This is a genomic window from Prosthecobacter debontii, from assembly GCF_900167535.1.
Taxonomy (GTDB): Bacteria; Verrucomicrobiota; Verrucomicrobiia; order Verrucomicrobiales; family Verrucomicrobiaceae; genus Prosthecobacter; species Prosthecobacter debontii.
In genome coordinates this window covers 44,318-65,508 of the sequence record NZ_FUYE01000003.1, presented here as the reverse complement: position 1 = coordinate 65,508, position 21,191 = coordinate 44,318, and the positions used below count along the sequence as shown (strand labels likewise).

Here is a 21,191-nt window from a genome sequence, read left to right as displayed (position 1 = left end):
CAACTCCAGCTTAGGGAAAGACGTCGCGCGATGGAATGGAAAGCAGATCTTACCAACCGAACTTCTTGATCACGGCGCGCTTGCGTAGGGTGTCCATCCATTTGTCCACGATCGCCTTGGACTTCTCGGCGGAGATGACGCGCTCGATTTCTTCGCGGACTTCACCCATGGGCTTGGGGGTGCCGTATTTGACGGCGTCGCAGGTCAGGATGATGTAAGCGGCCTCGTCATCGATGACTTCGCTCAGGCCACCGGTTTTCAAATTGAAAGCGACGTTGGCGATGGAAGGCTTCATTTGCTCACGGCCCATCCAGTCCCAGGCACCGCCGTCTTCCGCGTGGCTGTCTAGGGAGTAGGTGCGGGCGGTGGTGGCAAAGTCTGCGCCTTTGAGCAGCTTGCTGCGGATCTCTTGGGCCAGCTTGCGCTGACTTTCGGGGGAGGCACTCGCATCACCGCTGTATTTGGGGATGGTGATGGTGCTGATTTTGATCATGTCCCCGGTGCGCCATTTGGCGACGTGCTTTTTGTAAAACTCCTCCACTTCACGGGGCGTGGCCGGTGGCTGCTCGGCGGCCTGTCTGCCGCGCATCGCCTGCACGATCATCATCTTCTCGCGCATCTCGCGGAATTTTTTCAGCGTCATGCCCGAGTTGGCCAGTTCTTTGACAAAAGCCTCGCGGTCGCCTTTGAAATTCTCGCGCACGATGGAGTTGATGTCGTCATCCACCCACTGGCTTTTGATGGCTGCGCCGAGACGTTTGAATTCGGCCAGCACCAACTCGCGATCAATCAGGCTGTCCAAGGCATTGGCGCGCAGGTTGGAAAGTTCCCGCTTGAGGGCCGCAGGATCATTCTGGAGCTGGATCCGCAGCATTTGCTCCTGGGCATTCACCGCGTCCCGCACCTCCGATTTGGTGACGACGTTTCCATTCACCACAGCGGCAATACCGTTGCTGGAAGATTGGGAGAAGACCGGAGCTGCCAGGCAAAGCAGACCCGCTGAGCAGATGAAATGACGCAGAGAAACGGACATGGCGTGAGCGGAGCTTCACGCATAACCCCGCCAGCCCAGGAGGCAAGAGCAAAACAAGACTTAACTAATACGAGCCAGCATGGGGCCGATCAGCGGCAAAACGTTCTTGTAGTGGGTGCTGCCCCCTGCCCGGCTGAGCTGGGAGGATATGAGCTCGGCATCACTGACCACGTCAGCAGGGAGCATTTCCTCGTGGCTATGTCCCTCACAAGAGGCGTGGGTATGGACGAAGGCGGAGGAGCCATCGCGTGTGATGGAGACTTCCAGACACGGGGCCGTCAGGCGTAGGGCCTGGAGGGCACAGCCTGCGCTGCTCTCCTGAAGGCTGAGGGTGACGCGGCTGCCATTGGCCTTGATGAAGGTGAGTCCACGGGCGTTTGCCTCCAGACTCGCTCCGAGGCGGAGACAGATCCAGCCTCCCAAGAGCAGGGCGGCACAACGCTGACCTGGGGCATGAGTCACCTCGATAGTCTCGATGTTATTCAGATGCTCGCGGGCTTTGATGTCCTGGAAGCTGTTCGCCAGGGCGGTGCGCAGGAAGTGGCTGCGAGTCCAGCTCAAGTCACGCACATCGAAATGAGCGGATGCTTTGGCCTCATTCAGCCAAGCAAACTCGGCAGCGGGATCCGACCAGCGTCGGCTGTCGATGATGAGGGTGTCAATCCGACTGTAAAAACGCTCTTCAAAGCGTTTGGTCAGATCTCCCTGCCACCACACGATCAAAGGCAGGTCGGAATCGAGGTGGGCAAAAACCACATTTTGAACCTGAGTCGCATCGCCACCTTCCAGAACGAAGGACAACTGCTCGCTGCAGACGATCTGCTTCCCCTGATACGGGCGGCAGAGGGCATTGATCCAGGCACGAGCTCGCTGGGGCTGGATGTCAGGCAGGCAAGTGATCAATAGAGCCCGGCAGGCATTGTCGTCCGCGATCCGACCCATCTGCTCATTGTTTTTGACAATGCTCTCAGGGTCTTCGCTGTAAATGGCGAAGTTGATCAACGAGGCGCGGGTTTTGTTCGCTCCATCGGTAGCCCACAATTCTTTGAGAGCGCGGTCGATCTTTGGCAGTGGAACTTCAGCGCCAAGGCAGGAAAGGGTGTCTTCGGAGAGAGGCATGGTCTTTACTGGTTGGGCCTTACCTCACAGCGTCCGCCACTCGCGGCCATCCTGGCGGAGGAGGTCGTCGGCTTCCTTCGGCCCCCAGGAGCCGGCAGGGTATTCGCACATCGGTGGTGGTGTATCGGACTTGTGCCAAGCGTTCTCCAGTTCATCAATGAACTTCCAGGCGCTTTCCACTTCGTCGCGGCGGGCAAAGAGGGTGGCGTCACCGGCCATGGCATCCAGGAGCAGGCGCTCGTAGGCCTCAGGACTGGCTTTGCCAAAGCTGCTGCTGTAGCGGAAATCCATCTTCACCTGCTGCATGGACAGGGCCTGCCCAGGCTGTTTGGCGAGGATGCGCAGGGCGATGCCTTCATCCGGTTGGATGCGGATGACCAGGGTGTTTTCACTGCTGCCGGGGAGGCGAGCGGTGGCGAAGGGCACCTGCGGCGGGCGCTTAAAATGCACGCTGATCTCGGTGGCCTTTTTCGGAAGCTGCTTGCCGACGCGGATGTAGAACGGTACGCCTTGCCAGCGCCAGGTATCAATGAAGAGGCGCAGGGCCACGTAAGCTTCCGTCTGAGATTCCGGATTCACGCGATCTTCCTGGCGGTAACCCACCCTCGGCACGCCATCCACGCTGCCAGCGGTGTATTGAGCGCGGATGATATTAGCACCGACGGCTTCTGGACCGACAAGCGGGCGTAGGGCACGAATGACCTTCACCTTTTCATCACGCACGCTATCCGCGCTGAGGTCGGTCGGAGGCTCCATGGCCACCAGGGACAGGAGCTGGAAGAGGTGGTTTTGCACCATGTCACGCAGGGCACCGGCGGTGTCGTAGTAACCACCCCGGCCGCCTTCCATGCCCAGATTTTCGGCGCAGGTGATCTGCACGTGATCGATGTAACGGCTGTTCCAATTGGGCTCGAACAGGGCATTGGCAAAGCGCAGCACCATGATGTTCTGGGCGGTTTCCTTGCCCAGGTAGTGGTCGATACGATAGGTGTCTTTTTCCTCGAAGGTGGCTGCCACGGTCTCGTTCAGGGCGCGGGCGCTCTTCAGGTCCTTCCCAAAAGGCTTCTCACAGACCACACGAGCCCATTTACCGCCAACGCCTTGGTTCAGACCTGCGGCGCGCAGCATTTCTAGGATCGGTTTAAAGGCCTCAGGAGCCGAGGCGAGGTAGAAAAGGCGATTGGCAGGGGCGCCACGTTCTTCGTCGAATTTGTTTAGGAGATCAGCCAGGGCCTTGTAACCGTCCAGATCTTCAAACTCGCTGCGGTGGTAATGGATGCTCTGGGAAAAGCTGGCCCAAAGCTCGTCATTATGGCCTTGGCGGCTGTTCTTGCGGTTGCCTTCCTCCAGCTCCTTGCGGAAGACATCATCCGACTTATCACGGCGGGCAAAACCTACCACCTTGAACTGGGGCGGCAGATCACCTTCCACGGCCACATTGTAGAGTGCCGGGATCAGTTTGCGGTTCGTTAGGTCGCCGGTCGCGCCAAAGATCACCACGGTGCATGGTTCTGCGCGGTGGCGCTGAAGGAGCGTTTCTTGAAAGGGATTTTCCAGTTCAGGCATGATGGGGAAGGGGGATGGGAGATTAGCGCGTGCCCTCCGGCTGGCAACTGGTGATGCAGGCTCTAGGCCAGAACATGGATGAAAAGGCTTCATGGAAAGGATGAGGCCAGTTTTCAGTAAGGCAAAACCGGCGTTGTGATTTGGGCTAGAGAAGGTATGTCCCAAAGGAATTTTCCCGAAGCTGCTGCCATGATTCTCGAAACAATGCTTCAGAGGCTGTTTGCCAGTCTGGTCCACGGTCCCTCCATGAATGCCCGTCCACACCGCTCCCGGCAGCGCTGTGATTGGATGGATTTCAGCCTTTTGCAGGGATTGGAGCCCGCCAGTGCCCTGAAAACCCTGTTGGATAAGCGGAAAATCGAGTTTCCCGTCAAGGTTCCGGTATTCACGGCACCGTCTTTTCCTGAAGCGGAGTGGTCCGACGACCAAAAACAGGCCCGGGATGCCTATCAAAAGCAGACCAAGCTGCTGAAAAAGCTGCGCGACATCGCGGACGACGCCTTGGAATACATGAATGATCATGGAGAATCTTGCCTAGCTCTAGGGTTCCCTCTCATCTCGATGCCCCCAGCCGCAGATGAAAAATCCTTGCGCGGTTCCTCCAGTCGAGTGCTGGCGCCGCTGCTCCTGATGCCGATCCAGCTCCAGGTGCGCACCGGCTCTCGTGCAGGTGTGACCCTGGAATGTGTGGGCGAAGGCGCCGACCTCCTCGTGGCGAATCCGGCCCTTCTCGCTTGGCTTGAGCGGCAGACGGGGAAGTCATTCGGTGAAATCTACCTGGATGAGGAGGCCAGTGATCCCTGGCGAGAGGTGGAGGAGCTTTTAGGGCAGATCAATGCGTTGCTCGATCTGGTGCCGCCACCTGCCTTTCATCACGAAACCGTGCTGGAGGCCGTGCCCATGGCCGATAAGCTGCCGAAATCTGTGTCGGTCCTACCCTCGGCCGTGTTGGGTCTGTTCCCGTTGTCCAATCAATCCCTGCTGAGGGATACCCGCTGGATGCTGGAAAATCAGCCGACACTCCAGGAACCCGTCTCAGCCTTTCTCCATCCGCAGGCTTTGCACGATGAAGCTCCAGAAACCGAGAGCGCGGATGAGTCGGTGACGGTTCAAGGACGCGATTTTGCTCAAGAATGGCTGGTTTCTGCGGCTGACCCTTGCCAAGCCAATGCGGTTCTAGCCTCACGCGAGGCGAAGGCGCTGGTCGTTCACGGTCCACCTGGGACGGGGAAAAGCCAGACGATCACCAACATGATCGCGGATCACCTCGCACGTGGCGAGCGTGTCTTGTTCGTCTGCGATAAACGCACGGCTCTTGATGTGGTGAAGTATCGCCTGGATGCGACTGGGCTGGGGGATCTCTGTGGGGTGGTGCATGATCCCAGTGCGGATCGCAAAGACTTCTACATGGGCCTACGGGAGCAGTTGGAAAACCTCGCTGACACACCGGTTCCGCAGGATCCACGAGGTCAGTTGCAGTCGGTGAATGACCAACTGGCAGCCCTGCATCTGGAACTCGAGAGTTATCGCCAAAAGATTCACGCGAACAGCAATCCAGCGGAGCGGAGTTTTCATGATTTGTTAGGTCAATGGTTGAGTCATGCAGCGAAAGCCGATGCGCCTGTGTTCGATAAGATTCCCGGCTTGCAACTCGCCGAGGTCGAGGCGGCTGCGACGACTGTGGATGAGATGGTGCGCCGCGCTGAGAAGGCTGGTTATCCCACCAATCCTTTTCGAGATTTGTTAGGGATCGGTCTGGCCGATTTTTTAACGCGTTCGACTCGCGATACACATGCGGTGTTTGAGACTCTGGATGCAGCGGCGAAACAGGCGGATGCAGATCGTCCGAATGTGCTTATCATTCCCTTGGATACGGCCAAACCCTTGGTGAATCAGGCGGCGGTGCGTGAATCGGCGGTGGCGCTGCTCCGGGAAATCGCCGTTAGCGCCGACCTCACACTTGCAGGGATTATAGCGCGAGTGGCTGCGCCCAAACGTCAGGAATGGAAGCGTGAGCTTCCTGAGGTGCAGGCTTGGCTTCAACAGTCGGAAACACCGTTGGATCGGGCGATGCTTAGCGGGGCCCGCAGCGCGGGTGTGTTGACCTTGGCGGCGGCCAATCAACACCTCGCAGCTCTACAGGCGTGGGAACCGATTGCGGGGAGCTTTTTCAAGAAGCTCTTTGCTGGATCAGCGAAGAAAGCCGCTACTGCAGCTTTGGTCCCTTTGGGGCTGAGCCTCGATGCAGGTTGGCAGCAAGGGCTGGCCTTTTATCGAGAGGTGAAAAGTCGTCTTCTGGTTAACGATTGGTTAGGTCGAGTGACGGCTGCTGAGGTTGCCTGGCTGGATGATGGCGAGATGCAAACACGGGTAAAGTTGATCCAAAACACCTGGGAACTTCTGGATCTCTTCCAAACCCTCGGAGCGGCAGATGTGCTGCAAGCTCATCTGGATGATCCAACGGCCGTCTATAGGCTGGCCGATGGTTTAACCCAAGAAGTGCGGTGGGCGCAGGCTTTGCATCATCTCAGTCAACTGGTGAGACAAAGTGGTTTGTTTCTCGCAGGGGTGGAGAACGGTTTTATCGAACGTTGGTTGGGGGAAGAGCCAGCGCAGCAGATCACTCATGCTTGGCTTGTTCATCTCACCTCGTTGGAAGACATCGTGCGTCTCCAGCATGCGTTGGAGCAGCTCCCGACGCTCATGCAAGAACCTGCCAAGCAGATGCTTCGGGAGGCCGTGCCAGCGGAGGACATTCAGGCCGCGTTCATACACCAGGCGGTCGAGAACCTGTTGCGGGATCGCTTGCATCATGATCCAGCCTTGGCGGCGATTGATGGGGAGAGGATTGAGGCGGCCTTCGATGCTTTTCTGCGACTATCTCAGGACAAGGTGGTGCATGTGCGGAACTATGTTCGCTTTCTTTGGGTGACTCATCAGCGTGGTCGTTTGTTGGCGAGTACAGGCTCTCAACTCAACAAGCTCGGGGTAGGTCTGAGGCAACGTCTTTATGTGCGTGGCAAGAAGGCGCTGAAGCTACGCCAGATGCTGGCGACGGGGGCCGAAGTGGAAGGAGGAGATCCACTCTTTGATCTCTGCCCCGTCTGGATGGCCAGTCCTTCCACGGTCGCTCAGATTTTTCCGCGCAATGCCATTTTCGATGTGGTCATTTTTGACGAGGCTTCCCAGTGTCGTTTGGAAGAGGCTCTACCCGTTTTGCTCCGTGGACATCGTGTCGTGATTGCAGGTGACCAGAAACAGTTACCCCCCACGCGTTTCTTTGAGTCGGCCTTGGCGGACTCTGGTGATAGTGATGCGGAAACAGCGGAGGAATTGTTTTATCAGCAACAGCAAGAGGCTGAAGACTTACTGACGGCAGCCCTCAATCTGGATGTTCGTGAGGCCTATTTGGATGTCCACTATCGCAGTCGGAATGAGGCGCTGATCGGCTTCTCCAATGAGCAATATTACGGCTCACGCCTGCAGCCTATTCCCGGTCATCCACGCAATAAGGCCCTGAGCACACCGATCCGTCTGCATCGTGTCAATGGCGTGTATGCCGAGAGGGCCAATGTGCAGGAAGCCGAGGCTGCGGTGAATCTCATCGCCGAACTTCTGGCTGAGCCGAATCCACCTTCCATTGGTGTGGCGTGTTTTAATCTCACACAAAAAGAGGCGATTCATGAAGCGCTCGCCAAGCGGGTGGAAAGTGACGCTGAATTTGCCCGCAAGTATGAAGCGGCCAAGACCCGCAAAGGCCGGGATTCCTTCGAGGGGCTCTTTGTCAAAAACCTCGAAAATGTGCAAGGGGATGAACGCGATGTGATGATCATCAGCACCACATTCGGTCCCGACACCCAGGGCAAGTTCCGACGTAACTTTGGAGCCCTATCGCAACGGGAAGGAGGACGTCGTCTCAATGTGCTGGTGACCCGTGCGCGTGATGCGGTGCATGTTCTCACTTCCATTCCCACTGCTGAATACACCGCCGTGGAAGCGGTGCCTCCCGGCCAGATCCCGAATGGACGATTGCAGCTCTATGCCTACCTGCGTTATGCGGAACGTCTGGCCGAGGTCTTTGCGAGTTATCAAGAGGACTTGGAGAAAATGCGCAGGGATGCGAAGCCTGAGTTGAAGGCGTGGGAAACTGCGACTCCCTCACGGCTGGCCACAGCTCTGGGGCAAGCGATGCTGGATCGTCATGAGACGGGCATACACATCCATTGGGGCAATGAGGGTTTTTGCGTGGACGTGGCCTGCATTCATCCGCTGATGCCTGCGGATGTGACGGTGGGTGTGCTCACCGACTTCAGTCGTTTTCACAAGACCCCTGACCCGATCGAGTGGGATATCTTCCGCACCCGAGTTCTGCGCACTCAAGGCTGGGAGATCCAGCGTCTTTGGTCGCCCGTTTTGTTTCGCCGATTTGAAGAGATGCTGCAGCAGGTGAAAGCTGGGCATGATCGCCTCTCCGCCCCGCCTTCCGACAAACAGATTGCTTCTATGGTGGAGTGAGAGTGATTCGACTTACCCACCGGGAGCCGTCAGGGGGCGACCGTTGTCCTTGGGGCCGAGGCCAATCAAAAAAGGCACCGCTGTTCTTGCCCACACCTCGGGACCAGGGTAGTGCCCGGCATCATGACCGAAGCAACTGCGCAGCATTCGGGTATCAATGATGCCTGGGTTTAAAGGAATGACAGCCACCTTACCACCGGTCTCCTGAGCCACGGCCTGAGACAGACCTTCAATGGCGTATTTCGTGGCGCAGTAGGGGGCCACCTCGGGGGCGGTGCAGCGGCCCCAACCCGAGGAAAAATTGACAATGACACCGCTGCCCCGCTCCAGCATGGGTGGCAGCAGATGACGCATCACATGGGTCGGGCCTTTGATGTTGATATCCACGACTCGGTCAAACTCATCCGCGCTCACTTCCCAGATCGGAGCATTGGCATTGACGATGGCGGCATTGTTGAGCACGAGATCCGGGAGTCCGCAGTGTTTTTGGAGGAGGTGACAAAAATGCTCGACGATATCGGCGTGGGCGACATCGCAGGGCTGGAACCAATGCGGCTGAGGGAACTCTTTCTGTAGGGCGGAAATCATCTGTTCGTCGCGTGCACAGCCTGCGACTGTCCATCCACGGGCGATGAACTCAGGGATCATGGCTCGGCCAAGGCCGCGGCTACAGCCGGTGATCAGAACGATTTTGGGCTTCTTCATGGGGTGTTTTCAGTGCATTCTTCCCACAAAGGAGCCATTTCCCAAAAGAAAACCGCGCCCGTGAAGTCCTTTGACGCCGTATTGCGCTTTACCCGAATCACACTCTCTTTCATCATGTCCGCTGCCATGCCCACCGTTCAGACGACGGCGAATAGCCGCACTTTCCCCAAGTTCGATCTCTATCGTCTCCTACATACCGTTTTTCAGCCCACTTTTGGCTGTAAAGTTTGTATCCTCATTGATCTGCCAGACCTCGCAGAGGCCCAAGGCATGGCTTTCTTGGAAAATCCAGAGCGGGCTGTGCAACGTCAAGCCCACAAGCACTTTTACCTGGGGCTGAAAAACGGCGTGCTCGATGAGCTGGCCATGAAGGGCGGCGAAATGTATGCCTACCAGCAGACCGGCGGCAGCAATCTGGATCTCCCCGATGAGTGCGTGGACATGGAAGGCAAGGCACTGAGTCTAGAGAAGGATATTTACCCGAACTACGACATCATTCTGTGCATCTCCACCTTCTCCGCCACAGCGCCTCTCACCGCCTTTGCCAAGCAGTATGGATTCCGTGGCGCGACTCTGCATGGTCTTAACGACATCATCCTCAATACCGGCCTTGCGGTCGATTATGATGAAGTCAGCCGTGATGCTGAAAAACTGCGTTTGGCCATGACCAAGGCCGACTCTGTGGAGATCGACTTTGCTCTCGAAAGCGGTGAGATTCTCACGGCCAAGCTTGAACTGAGTGGCCAGGAGGCCCAGAAAAGCCATGGCCTCTGCCGTGGCACCACGCCAGACGTGGCTAACCTACCGGCGGGCGAGGTCTATTTCGTGCCGACAGGTGCGGAAGGTTTCTTCCCCATGAAGTATGAAAACGGCACCCTGGGGAAACTCACGGTCACGGGTGGACGCATCATCAAGAGCGAGCTCATCGCTGGGGATCAGGCCACCATTGATGTTCACAACGCCAAGCTTCAAGACGATCCGATGACGGGCGTGCTTGGGGAACTCGGTTTTGGCACTCAGGTGCTGCCTGTTTCAGGCGCTGATATTCAGGATGAAAAAGTGCTGGGCACCTGCCACATGGCCACGGGGCGCGACGATCATCTCGGTGGCCACATTACGCCGGCTCAGTTCAAACGACATCAGAATGCCACGCATGATGATATCCTCTTTGCCCCTCACAAAACACCAAACTTCGATATTAAACAGGTGCGGATGCAGCGCGGTGATCAGCACGAAATCCTGATCGAGCACTTCCAGCCGGCCAAGTATCTGCTGGAAGCTCTGGCTGCTGAGTAGTGTCTTTTTCTGACAGGATTAACAAGATTTTCAGGATTCACAGGAGGCTTTGAAGGAGTCTAACCGATGATCTGTTATCCAATTTTGTTAATCCTGAAAATCATGTCCATCCTGTCTAAAAAGGTCCCGATCCCGCGTGAACATCTACGAAACCCGTCGCCTGCTCGATGAATACCTGCTCTTTCACTACGGAGCTCCGCATGAGGTGCTGCCGTGGGAGGAGGGGCCCAAGTCGGCGTTGGGGTTTGCGGTGCGGACGGTGACGGAGCTGGCGGATTTGGATAAACCGATCCACATAGCCTTGGATCTCGGCTGTGCAGTCGGGCGTTCGTCGTTTGAACTCGCCAAGCATGCTGAGTCGGTGGTCGGGATTGATTACAGTCACAGCTTCATCGAAGCGGCGACGGCATTGACTTGGAATGAGTTGTCTTACCTCCGGTTGGATGAGGCGGCGGCGACGACTCGCTTAGCGGCCAAAGTGCCTGTGGATTGCCCATGCGATCGCGTGAAGTTCGAGCAAGGCGATGCCATGCATTTGCGCGAGGACCTCGGCAGCTTCGATCTCGTGCATGCCGCTAACTTGCTGTGCCGATTGACGGATCCCGCTTTGCTGATCTCACGGTTACCTGACCTAGTGAAACCAGGCGGGCAACTTCTGTTGGCGACCCCATGCACTTGGCTGGAGGAGTTTACACCGAAAGGTCATTGGCCCACGGGTTCGACACGGGATTGGTTAAAACAAGAGCTCGCAACGCACTTCGAATTGGATCTGGAAAAGAACCTGCCGTTTTTGATTCGTGAGCACGCTCGCAAATATCAGTGGAGTGTCGCTCTCGGGACGCGTTGGATCAGGAAATGATCCGCTGCATGCATTTTGGTCACGAAAACATCATAAATACGGGCGTGCTACGGACGTAGAGGGAACATGCTTATCTCTCGACGTCGTTTCATTCCATCGGTCCTGGCTGCGGGTGTGTCATCCTCTTGGTTAGGTCAGGTTCAGGCTGCGACAAGGCGGCCGATCAAGATCGCGGCTAAGCTCGGCATGATCAAAGATGGCAAGACGATGCTGGAGAAGTTTGAAATCGCCAAGCAAGCGGGTTTTGATGGGCTTGAGCCTGGAGGCCCATTCAAGGATGAAGAGGTGGCCGAAATGCTGGAAGCGATCCAGAAAACCGGTGTTGTTGTGCCGGGGACGGTGTGTCCCAAAGGTGGTCGGCAGATGGGATCTTCCGACGAGAAATTGCGCCAGGAAGGCGTGGAGCTTTTCAAGCAGTCCCTACAGCAAACGAAGGCTCTGGGAGGCACGACGGTGCTGATGTATCCAGGGATCGTGGATGAGGGGCATCGCTATGCGGAGGTGTATGAAAATCTGCTGCGATCCACCCGTGAGGTTCTGCCGGTTGCTGAGGAGACGGGAGTCAAGATTGCGCTCGAAAACGTCTGGAATAACATCTTCCTGAGCCCGCTGGATGCGGTGCGTTTTGTGGATGAGATCGGCAGCCCCTATTGCGGATGGTTCTTTGATATCGGCAACATTGCGCGCTTCGGTTGGCCGGAGCATTGGGTGCGAGCCTTGGGCGGCAAACGCATCTTTAAACTGGATATCAAAGACTACAGTACGGAGAAGCACCTGAAGCAGGGGCCTTGGGCGGGCTTTGACTGCGAGATCGGTGACGGGGACATTAACTTTGCCGCTGTGATGAAAGCCTTGGATGAAGTCGGCTACACCGGAGGCTGGATCTCCGCCGAGGTAAAAGGGGGCGATTTGACCCGCCTGAAAGACATCGTCTCACGCATCCAACGGGTGCTGGAGGCGTGAGGGAAGTCCGTGAGGAATTGATTAACGATCAACGATAGAAATCCAGCGTGCGAGCCACGCCATCTTTCCAGTTCACCAGCACTTCATAGCCCATGGCATCACGGGCGGCGGAGATATCGGCCAGAGAGTTGCGGACATCACCTACACGTGGAGGTTGAAACTCGGGTTCGAGCTTTTGGTTCGTCAGTTGGTTTAACTCCTCAATCAGCTGAAGCAGGGAGATGGACTCACCGGCGGCGGTGTTGAAGAACTTGCCGGCCACTTTTTCCGCAGGGGCTTCAGCGGCCAGGAGATTGGCGGAAACGGCGTTGTCCACGAAGGTGAAATCGCGGGCTTGCAGGCCGTCACCGAAAACGAGAGGGCGCTCACCTTTGAGCATGGCCGTGCAGTATTTGGCGATCACGCCTGAGTAGGGCGAGTCGAAGGCTTGGCGAGGTCCAAAGACATTGAAGTAACGCAGACCGACGGTTTCCAAACCGTAGAGGCGATGGAAGAGCTGGCAGTATTTTTCGCTCCCATACTTCTGAAGCGCATAGGGCGAGAGCGGGTTGGGAGGGAGGCTTTCGTGTTTAGACGGAGCGTCCGAGTCGCCGTAAATGGAGGACGAACTGGCGAACATCAAGCGCTTCACGCCTGCATCACGAGCCGCGATGAGGACCTTCAAAGTGCCATCGAGATTGTCCACGTTGCTTTCCCAAGGCTGAGCAACGGAGCGAGGAACGGAGGGCAGGGCGCCTTCATGAAAGACCCAATCACAGCCCGGCATGATTTTTGCCAAGAGAGCTTCATCAGCGATGCTTCCTTCGATGAATTCGAGGTCATCACCCGACTTTTTCCAAGCCAGATTTTCGACTTTACCAAGGCTGAGGTTGTCGAGAATGACAACGCTGGCTCCGCGAGCGCAGAGAGCTTCCGCAATGTGAGAACCGATGAATCCGGCACCGCCGGTAATGAGGGCTTTCATGAGAAAAGGGACAGGGTGGGGCTGTTGTGGATTGGGGTTGGCGAAAGTTGGAAGGAGCAAGGCAGACGATCATGGAGTCGACCCCTGTCTCCTAGACAACCAGCGGGTTAAGCTTTGTGATAATGTGGCTTGCCTTTCAGGAGGCTGCCAAAGGCATTGCGGGTATCCACGATCAGTTTCGCGTGTTCAGCGATGAGGGGATAATCCACGGCTTTGTGATTGGTGGCGAGCAACACGAGATCAAAACTGGCGATGCTCTCCGGCGTCAGTGCGACGCTCTCCCGTCCTGCGAAGTGGCCGTGCTCACGAGAGGGGCGGATCACTGGCACGTGGGGATCGTGGTAAGCGACATCGGCCTTGGCTTCTTCGAGGAGTTCCCACAGTACATAGGCGGGGCTTTCGCGGTCGTCATCCACATTCGGTTTGTAGGCGATGCCGAGAAGAAGCACGCGACTGGTGCTGAGTTCTTTGCCCACCGTAGCCAGCGCTTCACTGGAACGCTGGATGACGTAGCTGGGCATGGCCGTATTGACCTCACCCGCGAGCTCGATGAAACGAGTCTCCTGACCATACTGGCGAGCTTTCCAAGTGAGGTAGAAGGGATCAATCGGGATGCAATGCCCGCCGAGGCCCGGGCCGGGGTAAAAGGGCATGAAACCAAAAGGCTTGGTTTTGGCGGCTTCGATCACTTCCCAGACATCGATACCCATCTTGTCGTAAACGACCTTGAGTTCGTTCACCATGGCGATGTTGACGGCGCGGAAGATGTTTTCCGTGAGTTTAACCGCCTCGGCAATTCGGCAGGAGTCCACGGGGACGAGGGTCTGAATGGCGCGCCCATATACCGCCATGGCACGCTTTTGGCATTCGGGGGTCAGGCCACCGATGACTTTCGGAATGCGGGCGACGTCACTCAGGGGATTGCCCGGGTCTTCGCGCTCCGGCGAGAAGGCAAGGTGGAAATCCACACCTGCTTTGAGTCCCGAGCCTTCTTCGAGAACCTCACGAAGTTCGCCGTCCGTCGTCCCTGGGTAAGTGGTGGATTCCAGCACGACGAGTTGCCCTTTTTGCAGATAGGGAGCGATGGCTCGGCCTGTGTTAAGGACAAAACTGAGATCAGGTTGATTGCCTGGCGCCAAAGGAGTCGGCACACAGATGATGAGGGCGGAGCACTCGGCGGCGCGGGAAAAATCGGTGGTTGCCGAGAAGCGCCCTTCGGTGACGGCGGAGGCGATGTCCGTTTCTGAAATGTGGAGAATGTAGCTCTGGCCTGCATTCAATTTATCCACTTTTGCAGAATCAATATCGAGGCCTAGGACTCGGCTGCCACATTGGGCAAATCGTAAACTAAGAGGGAGGCCGACGTATCCTAAACCAATGATGCCAATGAGTGAGTCGGGAGCCATGATGGGAGATGCGAGAGCTAACGCGGCTTGTCTATGCAAGAATTGTCCCATCGTTGCCACCATTTTTCAGGGAAATCCTACACACTGGGAAAACAAGAGGGCATTCTTGACGCTTGCAAAGCCCAACCCATAAGGGATGTTGATCGGTGCCGCTGTCTTTTGGCAGTGAGGTGCGTGTTCCCTGAACTTCAAGCTGCATACCTCATGATCCTTCGCCTTACTCTCGCTCTCACAGTGGGTGCTCTTTTGAGCAGTTGTGCATATCCTTTCGGCCATAGTTCCTATGGAAACTACTATGGTAGCCGAGGTGGTGACGCTGCCGCTCCTCGCACATATGTGCCCAGAGAAGTTCAGCGAGAGCGTTCCATGTTCTAGATCGAGTGATTCTAGAGCTTTATTTGCACATGGTTTAAAGCCCTGTGCCTGATGATTTTACTCTTCTGTTTGCTGCATGCGCTTTACGTCCTCGTCTCCCTTCCTACCAGCATTTACGGTTCTAGAATCGCTGCTAATGATGGGGCTGATGACTATTTTGGCTCTGGCTAGCTGGGCGATCTATCTGAAAGAAACGGATCCCAATCGAAAAGGGCCCGGTGTGTGGGAGAAGGTTGAGCAGCCTTTTATTCCGGCGTTCCATGAGACGGATCAACCAATGATCATGGTCCCGGATCCCCCCCTCCAAGAGAAATTTGGCCAGCCCGAGTGATCCGTTGGGCGATCTATCAAATGACAGGTAGTCTTTATAGCCAAAGCTGACTGTTTAATGCATGGATGCTGAAACGAAGGTGGCTGCCAAAAGAGCATGGTTGGCCCGCGCGGGACATGCCCTCATTGAGGCTTCAGAAAACGAAGGTTGCGGGATGCTGTTAGTGCGGTGGCTGCGCTTTCTGACTCTGTGGACGACGTTGCTGTATATTGCGGTCTTGGTTGGGCTTACCTTGGTTTCAAGTTGGGTCGGTGAGAGGAATCCGACGACGGCCTTTTTGCTTTTTTTACCACCGGCGATTTGGTGGCTGCCTGCCTTGCCCTTGGCTTTGATGACTCTTTGCCTGCATCGGCGTGCCTTATGTCTCCTCGCGCTGACGATGGCATGGTTTGGATATGATTTTTTGGGGTGGCGATGGAACCTGAGTGGCCATGAGCGAGAGGGCGGGAATGACGCTTTGATTGTTATGACCAACAATCATGGGCAGCATATGAATCAAAGTTTGCAGCCCTTTAAGAACGCTACTCAGCCCGATGTGATCGTTCTTCAGGAGAGTCCTGGCAAGGCATCTAGCTATGAGAGGTCCGGCAACTACGCCGAGTTTCCCTTCATGCAGAGTGTGCGGGAACACACCATTTTGAGTCGCTATCCTATTTTGGAGAGTTCAGCACTGGCATCGTTGCCCGGACAGTCTCCCAAGGCGGTGCGATTCGTGATCGATTGGAAGGGAAAGCAAGTTGCCCTTTACAGTGTACACTTGCATTCACCTCGCGAAACTTTGGCATATCAAAAATGGGGGCCGTTTTTGTATGGCATTTTAGGACTTCCCGGAACCCCTTGGGCGGAGAAGCGCCAGCGCCTACAGCAGTTTTGGAATGGCCAGATTGCCGATGCCGAGATCGTCTTAGCCGCGATCCGTCAGGATTCTTTACCTGTGATCGCCGCTGGGGACTTCAATGCTCCCCACATAGGTTACATCCACAGGATGATCACTCGGCAGCTCAAGGATTCACATGCAGAAGCTGGCCAGGGGTTCGGTCTCACCTTTCCTGGTTTTACCAACAACCCGTTGAGTGCTGGCGGTCCATGGATGCGAATTGATTACGTCTTTTATGATCGCCACTGGGAGGCAATCCAATGCGTAACAGAACCCGATCGCCCTTCCCAACACCGAGCTTTAGCTGCGACGCTGGTGCTTAAAGACCTTGAGCGAAGCCCTGATTAAACCTTGTGAGCGAGGATCAAATACTGACCGCCCAAGGGTAGCTTGCACAAGGCAGGCTCTAGGGGGCGAAGCGCTTTAAGGCTGGCAGGGAAGACGAACAAATAGTCTCTCAATCCGATCTTAAATCCAGCCCTCTCCATGTGGCGGGCTGCTTCGCCAGGGAAAAGCATGATGGCATCGCGGTCAAAGGGAACGCGACTCATCAAGAGATGCACGATGGGATTCCACTTATTGTTTTCCCAGAAGGCAAACCAGCCACCAGGGCGCAGACTGTCATAAACGTGCTGAAAGGCTTCCTGCCGTGCTGCGATGGGAATGTGATGGAACACGCCGTTACAGAAAGCGAGATCCAGAGTGTGTTTGGGCAGCTTGTCCACATCATGGATGAAAGTGCAGGCTGGATCTGGGTGTTCCTTGCTCGCTTCAGTGATCGATTCGCTGGAGGGATCGTAGCCGATGTAAGTGTCCAATCCCAATCCCGACACGAGCAACGGGGCCGAGGTGCCTGTCCCGCATCCGAAATCCAGACAACTCTTGGGCGTCAGACCCACTTCTTTCAGCCGGGCCTTCAGCCACTCGATCCGGGTTTCGGCAAAGTATTCCTTGGTCTCGCCGGTGAACTTGAGCCCCCTGTTGATGGCAGCATCGTAATCGCCTGCGTAGGCGTCGAATTCAGCGGTGGGGGCTTCAGGCATGGCAGAGTTTGATGGGAGTTAGGCTTTCAGGGCCCAGTCGAGGAGCGACTGAGCGTCTCGCCAGACACCGCTTTCGGTATCGTTCAGCACAATCACGATGCGGCGTCGGCCATTGCGCTCACCACTGGCCACGAGACAATACCCGGCGGCATCGGTGTAGCCGGTCTTCATGCCGTCGCAGTAGCTCGCGCTACGCAGCACACGATTGGTATTGGAGAGTTCCGTCACACGGCCGTTAGGCCATTTGAAGGAAAAGTTCTGCAGCTTCACGATCGCACGGATGTCAGGCTTCGTGTCGCATGCTTTGGCGATGACGCTCAGATCACGAGCGGTGCTGAAGGGCTCATCTCCGTCACGGGCGGGCAGGCCGTGAGGGTTCACGTAATGACTATCCTTGAGGCCGAGTTCTGCGCATTTGGCATTCATCTTGGCGACGAAGGCTTCCAGACTGCCTGCGTTGTCACGAGCCAGCGCCTGAGCGATGTCATTGGAGCTTTTCACCAGCACCGCCGTCAGGAGTTGACGGCGAGTGTATTGCTCGCCCGCTTTCAGCCCCAGGCGCACAGGCGCACATTGGGTATCGCTTTGCTCAATCGTGACGATTTTGTCGAGATCTCCTGCCTCCACTACGAGGAGGGCGGTCAGCAACTTGGTCGTGCTGGCAATGGCACCGCGTTTATCAGGATTTTTCTCGAAAAGGACTTCGTCCGAGTCGACATCGATCACGATAACACGGTCAGCACTGACCTGGGGAATAGGGCCGCGCAGCTCCTTGATTTCGATCTCACGCCTCACCCGTTTGGTCTTTTCCACCTCATCAGCCAGCTGCTCCTGTAGCATGGCCACATTCTTTTCCTTGGCCACGAGGTCGAGGCGGGCGCTTTCCAGGACTTGCTTCTCTTTGGCCAGGGCGAGTTCGCGCTGGATGACGGCCGCTTCTTTGGCGTTGACCTCTTCTTCCCGCCATTTCAGCTTTTCCTCACGTTGAGGATCTTCAAGGCAGCCAGTCAGAGGCAGTAGGACCAGCAGGGTAATCCACCGGCAGGGCTTGGATGTTGGGAAAGAGATCATATCACAGTTCAGCCAGAAGTTCTTTCAGCCGGGGGGCAGGCCATTGTCCGGGAGCATTTGACTCACCGAGATAGCCGTAGTTGAGCAAGCTGCCACACTTTGCAAGGACCAACCGCGAGACTCTGCCCAATGGCCCCATCCCCATGCAGGAGAGGCGCAGGCGATGGACCTCCGAGGTGAGCGCGATCAGGCGGGTCAGGTCGGTAGAATTATTCAGGAACGTAGCGATCTTCACTGCGTCCAGCCCCGCGGGTTGAGCAAAGTTGATGGCCCCGCGCAAGACTTCCTCCCCAGGGGTGGTCTGGAAATCGTGGAAGGATCCCATGACACGCACTCCCATTCCTTGAGCTTTTTGCACCAGAGGGCGCATTTCCATGGCGCTGCGCAGCTCGATATCCACGAGAGCGGCGAGGTCGAGGAGAGGCTCCAGCAGGGCGATTCTGCCAGCGGCTTCCACCGTGCCCTGTCCACCTTCTGCCGGATGACGGGCCGTAAGCAGCACAGGCGTTTGATTGCCCACGAGAGCGGCTCGCACTTTTTCCGCAGACAGTTGCAGCGTGTCCAGACGGAGCTCGATGACGTCGCAAGCAGCCGTTTTCTGCTCAAGGCTGTAGCTTGCCCAGAGGTCCAGAGTGGCAGGATCGGGGATGACTCCCACCGCCAGTGGGCGAGAAGAGAGGAGCAGATTGCTGGAGGAAAGCAGTTGAGGCATTCGCTAGGTTTGCTATAATTTTAATAGGAATAAAGGACCGTTTGTAGGCTATATTAACGCGACTATGCTTGGCCGCCGACAAGAAATCAATTTGCAGCTCACCCAGCTACTGGATAGCGCTTTGCTTATTTTCTGTCTTTGGCTTGCTCACTTTTTACGTTCGACCGTCCTATCTGGGATATGGCCGGAGTTAGTGGAGATCCCCCCGATGGAGAAACTCTACTGGGTGATGGCGGTCGTCGGCCCTTTCACACCCCTGGTGCTGGAGGCACGTGGTTTTTACAGCAACCTCTATCATAAGACCCCAGCGCAGAGTTTGCGCCAGTTAGCAGAAGCACTGGTGATCATGGGCATGATCGTGGGCACCTTTGTCGTGTTTTTAAAATGGGAAGTGCCTAGCCGCTCGGTGGTGATCTTCGCGGTGGCGATGGCAGGGACCGCCCTGCTGATTCGGGAGAGTGTGCAGCGGCATCGGCTACGCCAGCAGATCTCCTCTGGAGCTGGGCGTGAGTGTGTGCTGCTCGCTGGGCTGGAGGCGGATATTCAGCGTTTTTTGGACATGCTGCCGCCCGAGCAACTGGCCAGTATCGAGGTGGCGGACCGCATTGATATCACTACCCGGCCGATCAGTGATCTAGTGAAGGCCATGCATCAGTACTCCGCCGTGCGGGTCATCTTTGCCGCACAACACGTGCATTTCAGCAAGATTGAAGAGGCCGTGCAGGCCTGTGAAACCGAGGGTGTGGAGGCCTGGATTGCTGCGGATTTCTTTCAGACAGCCATCGCTCGGCCCACCTTTGATGTGTTGGGCGGTCGGCTCATGCTGGTATTCCATAGCACGCCTCAGATCTCTTGGGCGTTGTGGTTTAAAGAGATCGTGGATCGGGTGGGAGCTGCCGTCTTGCTCGTGCTGTCCCTGCCGCTGTGGCTCATCGCCATCATTGGCATTCGGTTCTCCTCGCCTGGGCCTGTTTTTTTTCGCCAGGAGCGTTCCGGCCGTTATGGGAAGCCCTTTAAGATGTGGAAGTTCCGCACCATGAGCCTGGATGCCGAGGAACGGCGGGCAGAGCTGGAGGCAGTCAATGAGATGGACGGCCCCGTGTTTAAAGTCACACGTGATCCTCGCATTTTTGCCTTTGGCCGCTGGTTACGGCGGATGAGCATCGATGAACTGCCACAGCTTTTGAACGTATTGCGTGGGGAGATGAGCCTCGTCGGGCCCCGTCCCCTTCCGGTCTATGAGATCGAAAAGATCGAGAAGCATGCTCAGCGGCGGCGTTTGAGTGTGAAGCCGGGGCTCACTTGTTTATGGCAAGTGACAGGACGCAATGGCATCCGTAACTTCGAGGAATGGGTGGCGCTGGACCTGCAATACATCGACAACTGGTCCTTGTGGTTGGATCTGAAAATCCTCCTTCGCACCCTGCCCGCTGTGCTGCGGGGAGCCGGGGCTTCTTGAACGAAGAGTTCGTCTCGGATTCCTTCCTTGCAACCTACGGAGGTTTCTCCGAAATAAGCGGCCACCGCATGCTTCTCCTCCGAGCATAGTCGCTTTTCTGTTCCATGACGCCGATCTCCTTTTGCTGTGTGACCTACAATGCCGAGCGCACCCTTGATGCGACTCTCTCCAGCCTAGTGGGTCTGGCCGACGAGATTATTGTCGTGGACTCTTTCAGCACGGATTCGACTCTGGACATCGCCCGCCGTTACACGTCAAAAATTACCCAGGAGCCTTATCTGTATCATGGCGTTCAAATGAATAAAGCCATTGCCTTGGCTAGCCATGATTGGGTGTTTTGTGTGGATGCTGATGAGTCCGTAAATGCTGAGTTAGCTCAGATTTTGAGGGCATGGAAAGAGAAAGGACCTGTTCATCACGATGCTTACAGGGTCCATCGGGAGTGGCTGTTCTTGGGACGCAGCCTGCATGCGTTTTATCCCGTCTCATCGCCAGATCGAGTGGTCCGCCTCTTCAATCGGCAGTCAGTTCAGTTCAATGATCGTCCTGTCGATGATAAGCCTGTAGGATTTAAGAGTTGTAGCATTTTACCACTGCCTGGCCTACTGGTCCATGATACGACAGGCTCCATTCACGACCTATTTGGCAAGGTGAATCATTACACGAGCCGTGCAGCACGCGGCACCGATCAAAGCGAGGTCACCAGTGCTTCATTGGGAAAAGTCATCACACGGCCTTGGGTTGCAGCCTTCAAATGGTATCTCGTAAAACAAGGATATAAAGATGGTTTCCCCGGAGTGGTTTTGGGGATGTACGCCTTTCTTTACACCTTCCTCAAGTATGCGAAGCTCTACGAGCGCAAGCTGCTGGCGAAGGGTAAGCCTAACTAGACGTTCG

General features: G+C 56.2%; 17 protein-coding genes. 8 read left to right on the top strand and 9 right to left on the bottom strand.

Annotation, left to right across the window (positions count from 1 at the left end):
- Positions 1 to 49: 49 nt before the first annotated feature.
- Genes B5D61_RS05045 through zwf form a run of 3 tightly spaced genes read right to left on the bottom strand, consistent with a single transcriptional unit; the run spans position 50 to position 3,718 of the window.
- Entirely contained in the window at positions 50 to 1,033 is a 984-nt protein-coding gene (locus B5D61_RS05045; protein ID WP_078812229.1) for a peptidylprolyl isomerase, read from the bottom strand.
- Between the two features lie 60 nt (positions 1,034 to 1,093).
- A complete protein-coding gene (locus B5D61_RS05040; RefSeq protein ID WP_078812228.1) occupies positions 1,094 to 2,152 on the bottom strand; it encodes a glucose-6-phosphate dehydrogenase assembly protein OpcA in 1,059 nt (352 codons plus the stop codon).
- Between the two features lie 24 nt (positions 2,153 to 2,176).
- Positions 2,177 to 3,718, bottom strand: a complete 1,542-nt coding sequence (gene zwf, locus B5D61_RS05035) for a glucose-6-phosphate dehydrogenase (RefSeq protein WP_078812227.1) — start codon at positions 3,716 to 3,718, stop codon at positions 2,177 to 2,179.
- A gap of 189 nt (positions 3,719 to 3,907) precedes the next feature.
- Here zwf and B5D61_RS05030 point away from each other — a divergent pair, with 189 nt between their 5' ends.
- Positions 3,908 to 8,233, top strand: coding sequence for an AAA domain-containing protein (locus tag B5D61_RS05030; protein ID WP_176159232.1), 4,326 nt, complete (start codon positions 3,908 to 3,910; stop codon positions 8,231 to 8,233).
- Between the two features lie 12 nt (positions 8,234 to 8,245).
- Here B5D61_RS05030 and B5D61_RS05025 read toward each other — a convergent pair whose 3' ends face one another.
- Entirely contained in the window at positions 8,246 to 8,938 is a 693-nt protein-coding gene (locus B5D61_RS05025) for an SDR family oxidoreductase (RefSeq protein ID WP_078812225.1), read from the bottom strand.
- 114 nt (positions 8,939 to 9,052) lie between these two features.
- On the opposite strand from B5D61_RS05025, the gene B5D61_RS05020 reads away from it, so the two are divergent.
- The 3 genes from B5D61_RS05020 (at position 9,053) to B5D61_RS05010 (ending at position 12,056) form a co-directional block, all read left to right on the top strand.
- Positions 9,053 to 10,234, top strand: coding sequence for a M29 family metallopeptidase (locus B5D61_RS05020; RefSeq protein WP_078812559.1), 1,182 nt, complete (start codon positions 9,053 to 9,055; stop codon positions 10,232 to 10,234).
- A 136-nt stretch (positions 10,235 to 10,370) separates the two neighbouring features.
- Positions 10,371 to 11,093 (top strand): methyltransferase domain-containing protein, encoded by a 723-nt coding sequence (locus B5D61_RS05015; protein WP_078812224.1) that lies wholly within the window; start codon positions 10,371 to 10,373, stop codon positions 11,091 to 11,093.
- 66 nt (positions 11,094 to 11,159) lie between these two features.
- Entirely contained in the window at positions 11,160 to 12,056 is an 897-nt protein-coding gene (locus tag B5D61_RS05010; protein WP_078812223.1) for a sugar phosphate isomerase/epimerase family protein, read from the top strand.
- 28 nt (positions 12,057 to 12,084) lie between these two features.
- Here B5D61_RS05010 and B5D61_RS05005 read toward each other — a convergent pair whose 3' ends face one another.
- Complete coding sequence (locus B5D61_RS05005) at positions 12,085 to 13,020, bottom strand: NAD-dependent epimerase/dehydratase family protein (protein WP_078812222.1); 936 nt, start codon at positions 13,018 to 13,020, stop codon at positions 12,085 to 12,087.
- Positions 13,021 to 13,127: 107 nt separating this feature from the next.
- Positions 13,128 to 14,426, bottom strand: coding sequence for a nucleotide sugar dehydrogenase (locus tag B5D61_RS05000; protein ID WP_078812558.1), 1,299 nt, complete (start codon positions 14,424 to 14,426; stop codon positions 13,128 to 13,130).
- 451 nt (positions 14,427 to 14,877) lie between these two features.
- On the opposite strand from B5D61_RS05000, the gene B5D61_RS04995 reads away from it, so the two are divergent.
- Positions 14,878 to 15,132, top strand: coding sequence for a hypothetical protein (locus B5D61_RS04995; protein WP_139373072.1), 255 nt, complete (start codon positions 14,878 to 14,880; stop codon positions 15,130 to 15,132).
- A 466-nt stretch (positions 15,133 to 15,598) separates the two neighbouring features.
- Complete coding sequence (locus B5D61_RS04990) at positions 15,599 to 16,357, top strand: endonuclease/exonuclease/phosphatase family protein (RefSeq protein WP_176159231.1); 759 nt, start codon at positions 15,599 to 15,601, stop codon at positions 16,355 to 16,357.
- On the opposite strand, the gene B5D61_RS04985 is transcribed toward B5D61_RS04990, so the two are convergent.
- From B5D61_RS04985 to B5D61_RS04975, 3 genes are read right to left on the bottom strand one after another with little or no spacing between them, the layout of a single operon-like run.
- Positions 16,354 to 17,052 (bottom strand): class I SAM-dependent methyltransferase, encoded by a 699-nt coding sequence (locus tag B5D61_RS04985; RefSeq protein WP_078812219.1) that lies wholly within the window; start codon positions 17,050 to 17,052, stop codon positions 16,354 to 16,356. The genes B5D61_RS04990 and B5D61_RS04985 overlap by 4 nt on opposite strands.
- Before the next feature lie 18 nt (positions 17,053 to 17,070).
- Positions 17,071 to 18,123: a D-alanyl-D-alanine carboxypeptidase family protein gene (locus B5D61_RS04980; RefSeq protein ID WP_078812218.1), complete on the bottom strand. Its 1,053-nt coding sequence runs from the start codon at positions 18,121 to 18,123 to the stop codon at positions 17,071 to 17,073.
- A gap of 1 nt (position 18,124) precedes the next feature.
- Positions 18,125 to 18,835, bottom strand: coding sequence for a type I 3-dehydroquinate dehydratase (locus B5D61_RS04975; protein WP_078812217.1), 711 nt, complete (start codon positions 18,833 to 18,835; stop codon positions 18,125 to 18,127).
- Between the two features lie 64 nt (positions 18,836 to 18,899).
- Between B5D61_RS04975 and B5D61_RS04970 the strand changes: the two genes are divergently transcribed.
- Entirely contained in the window at positions 18,900 to 20,294 is a 1,395-nt protein-coding gene (locus tag B5D61_RS04970; RefSeq protein WP_078812216.1) for a sugar transferase, read from the top strand.
- 104 nt (positions 20,295 to 20,398) lie between these two features.
- Complete coding sequence (locus tag B5D61_RS04965; RefSeq protein ID WP_078812215.1) at positions 20,399 to 21,184, top strand: glycosyltransferase family 2 protein; 786 nt, start codon at positions 20,399 to 20,401, stop codon at positions 21,182 to 21,184.
- The last annotated feature ends 7 nt before the right edge of the window (positions 21,185 to 21,191 follow it).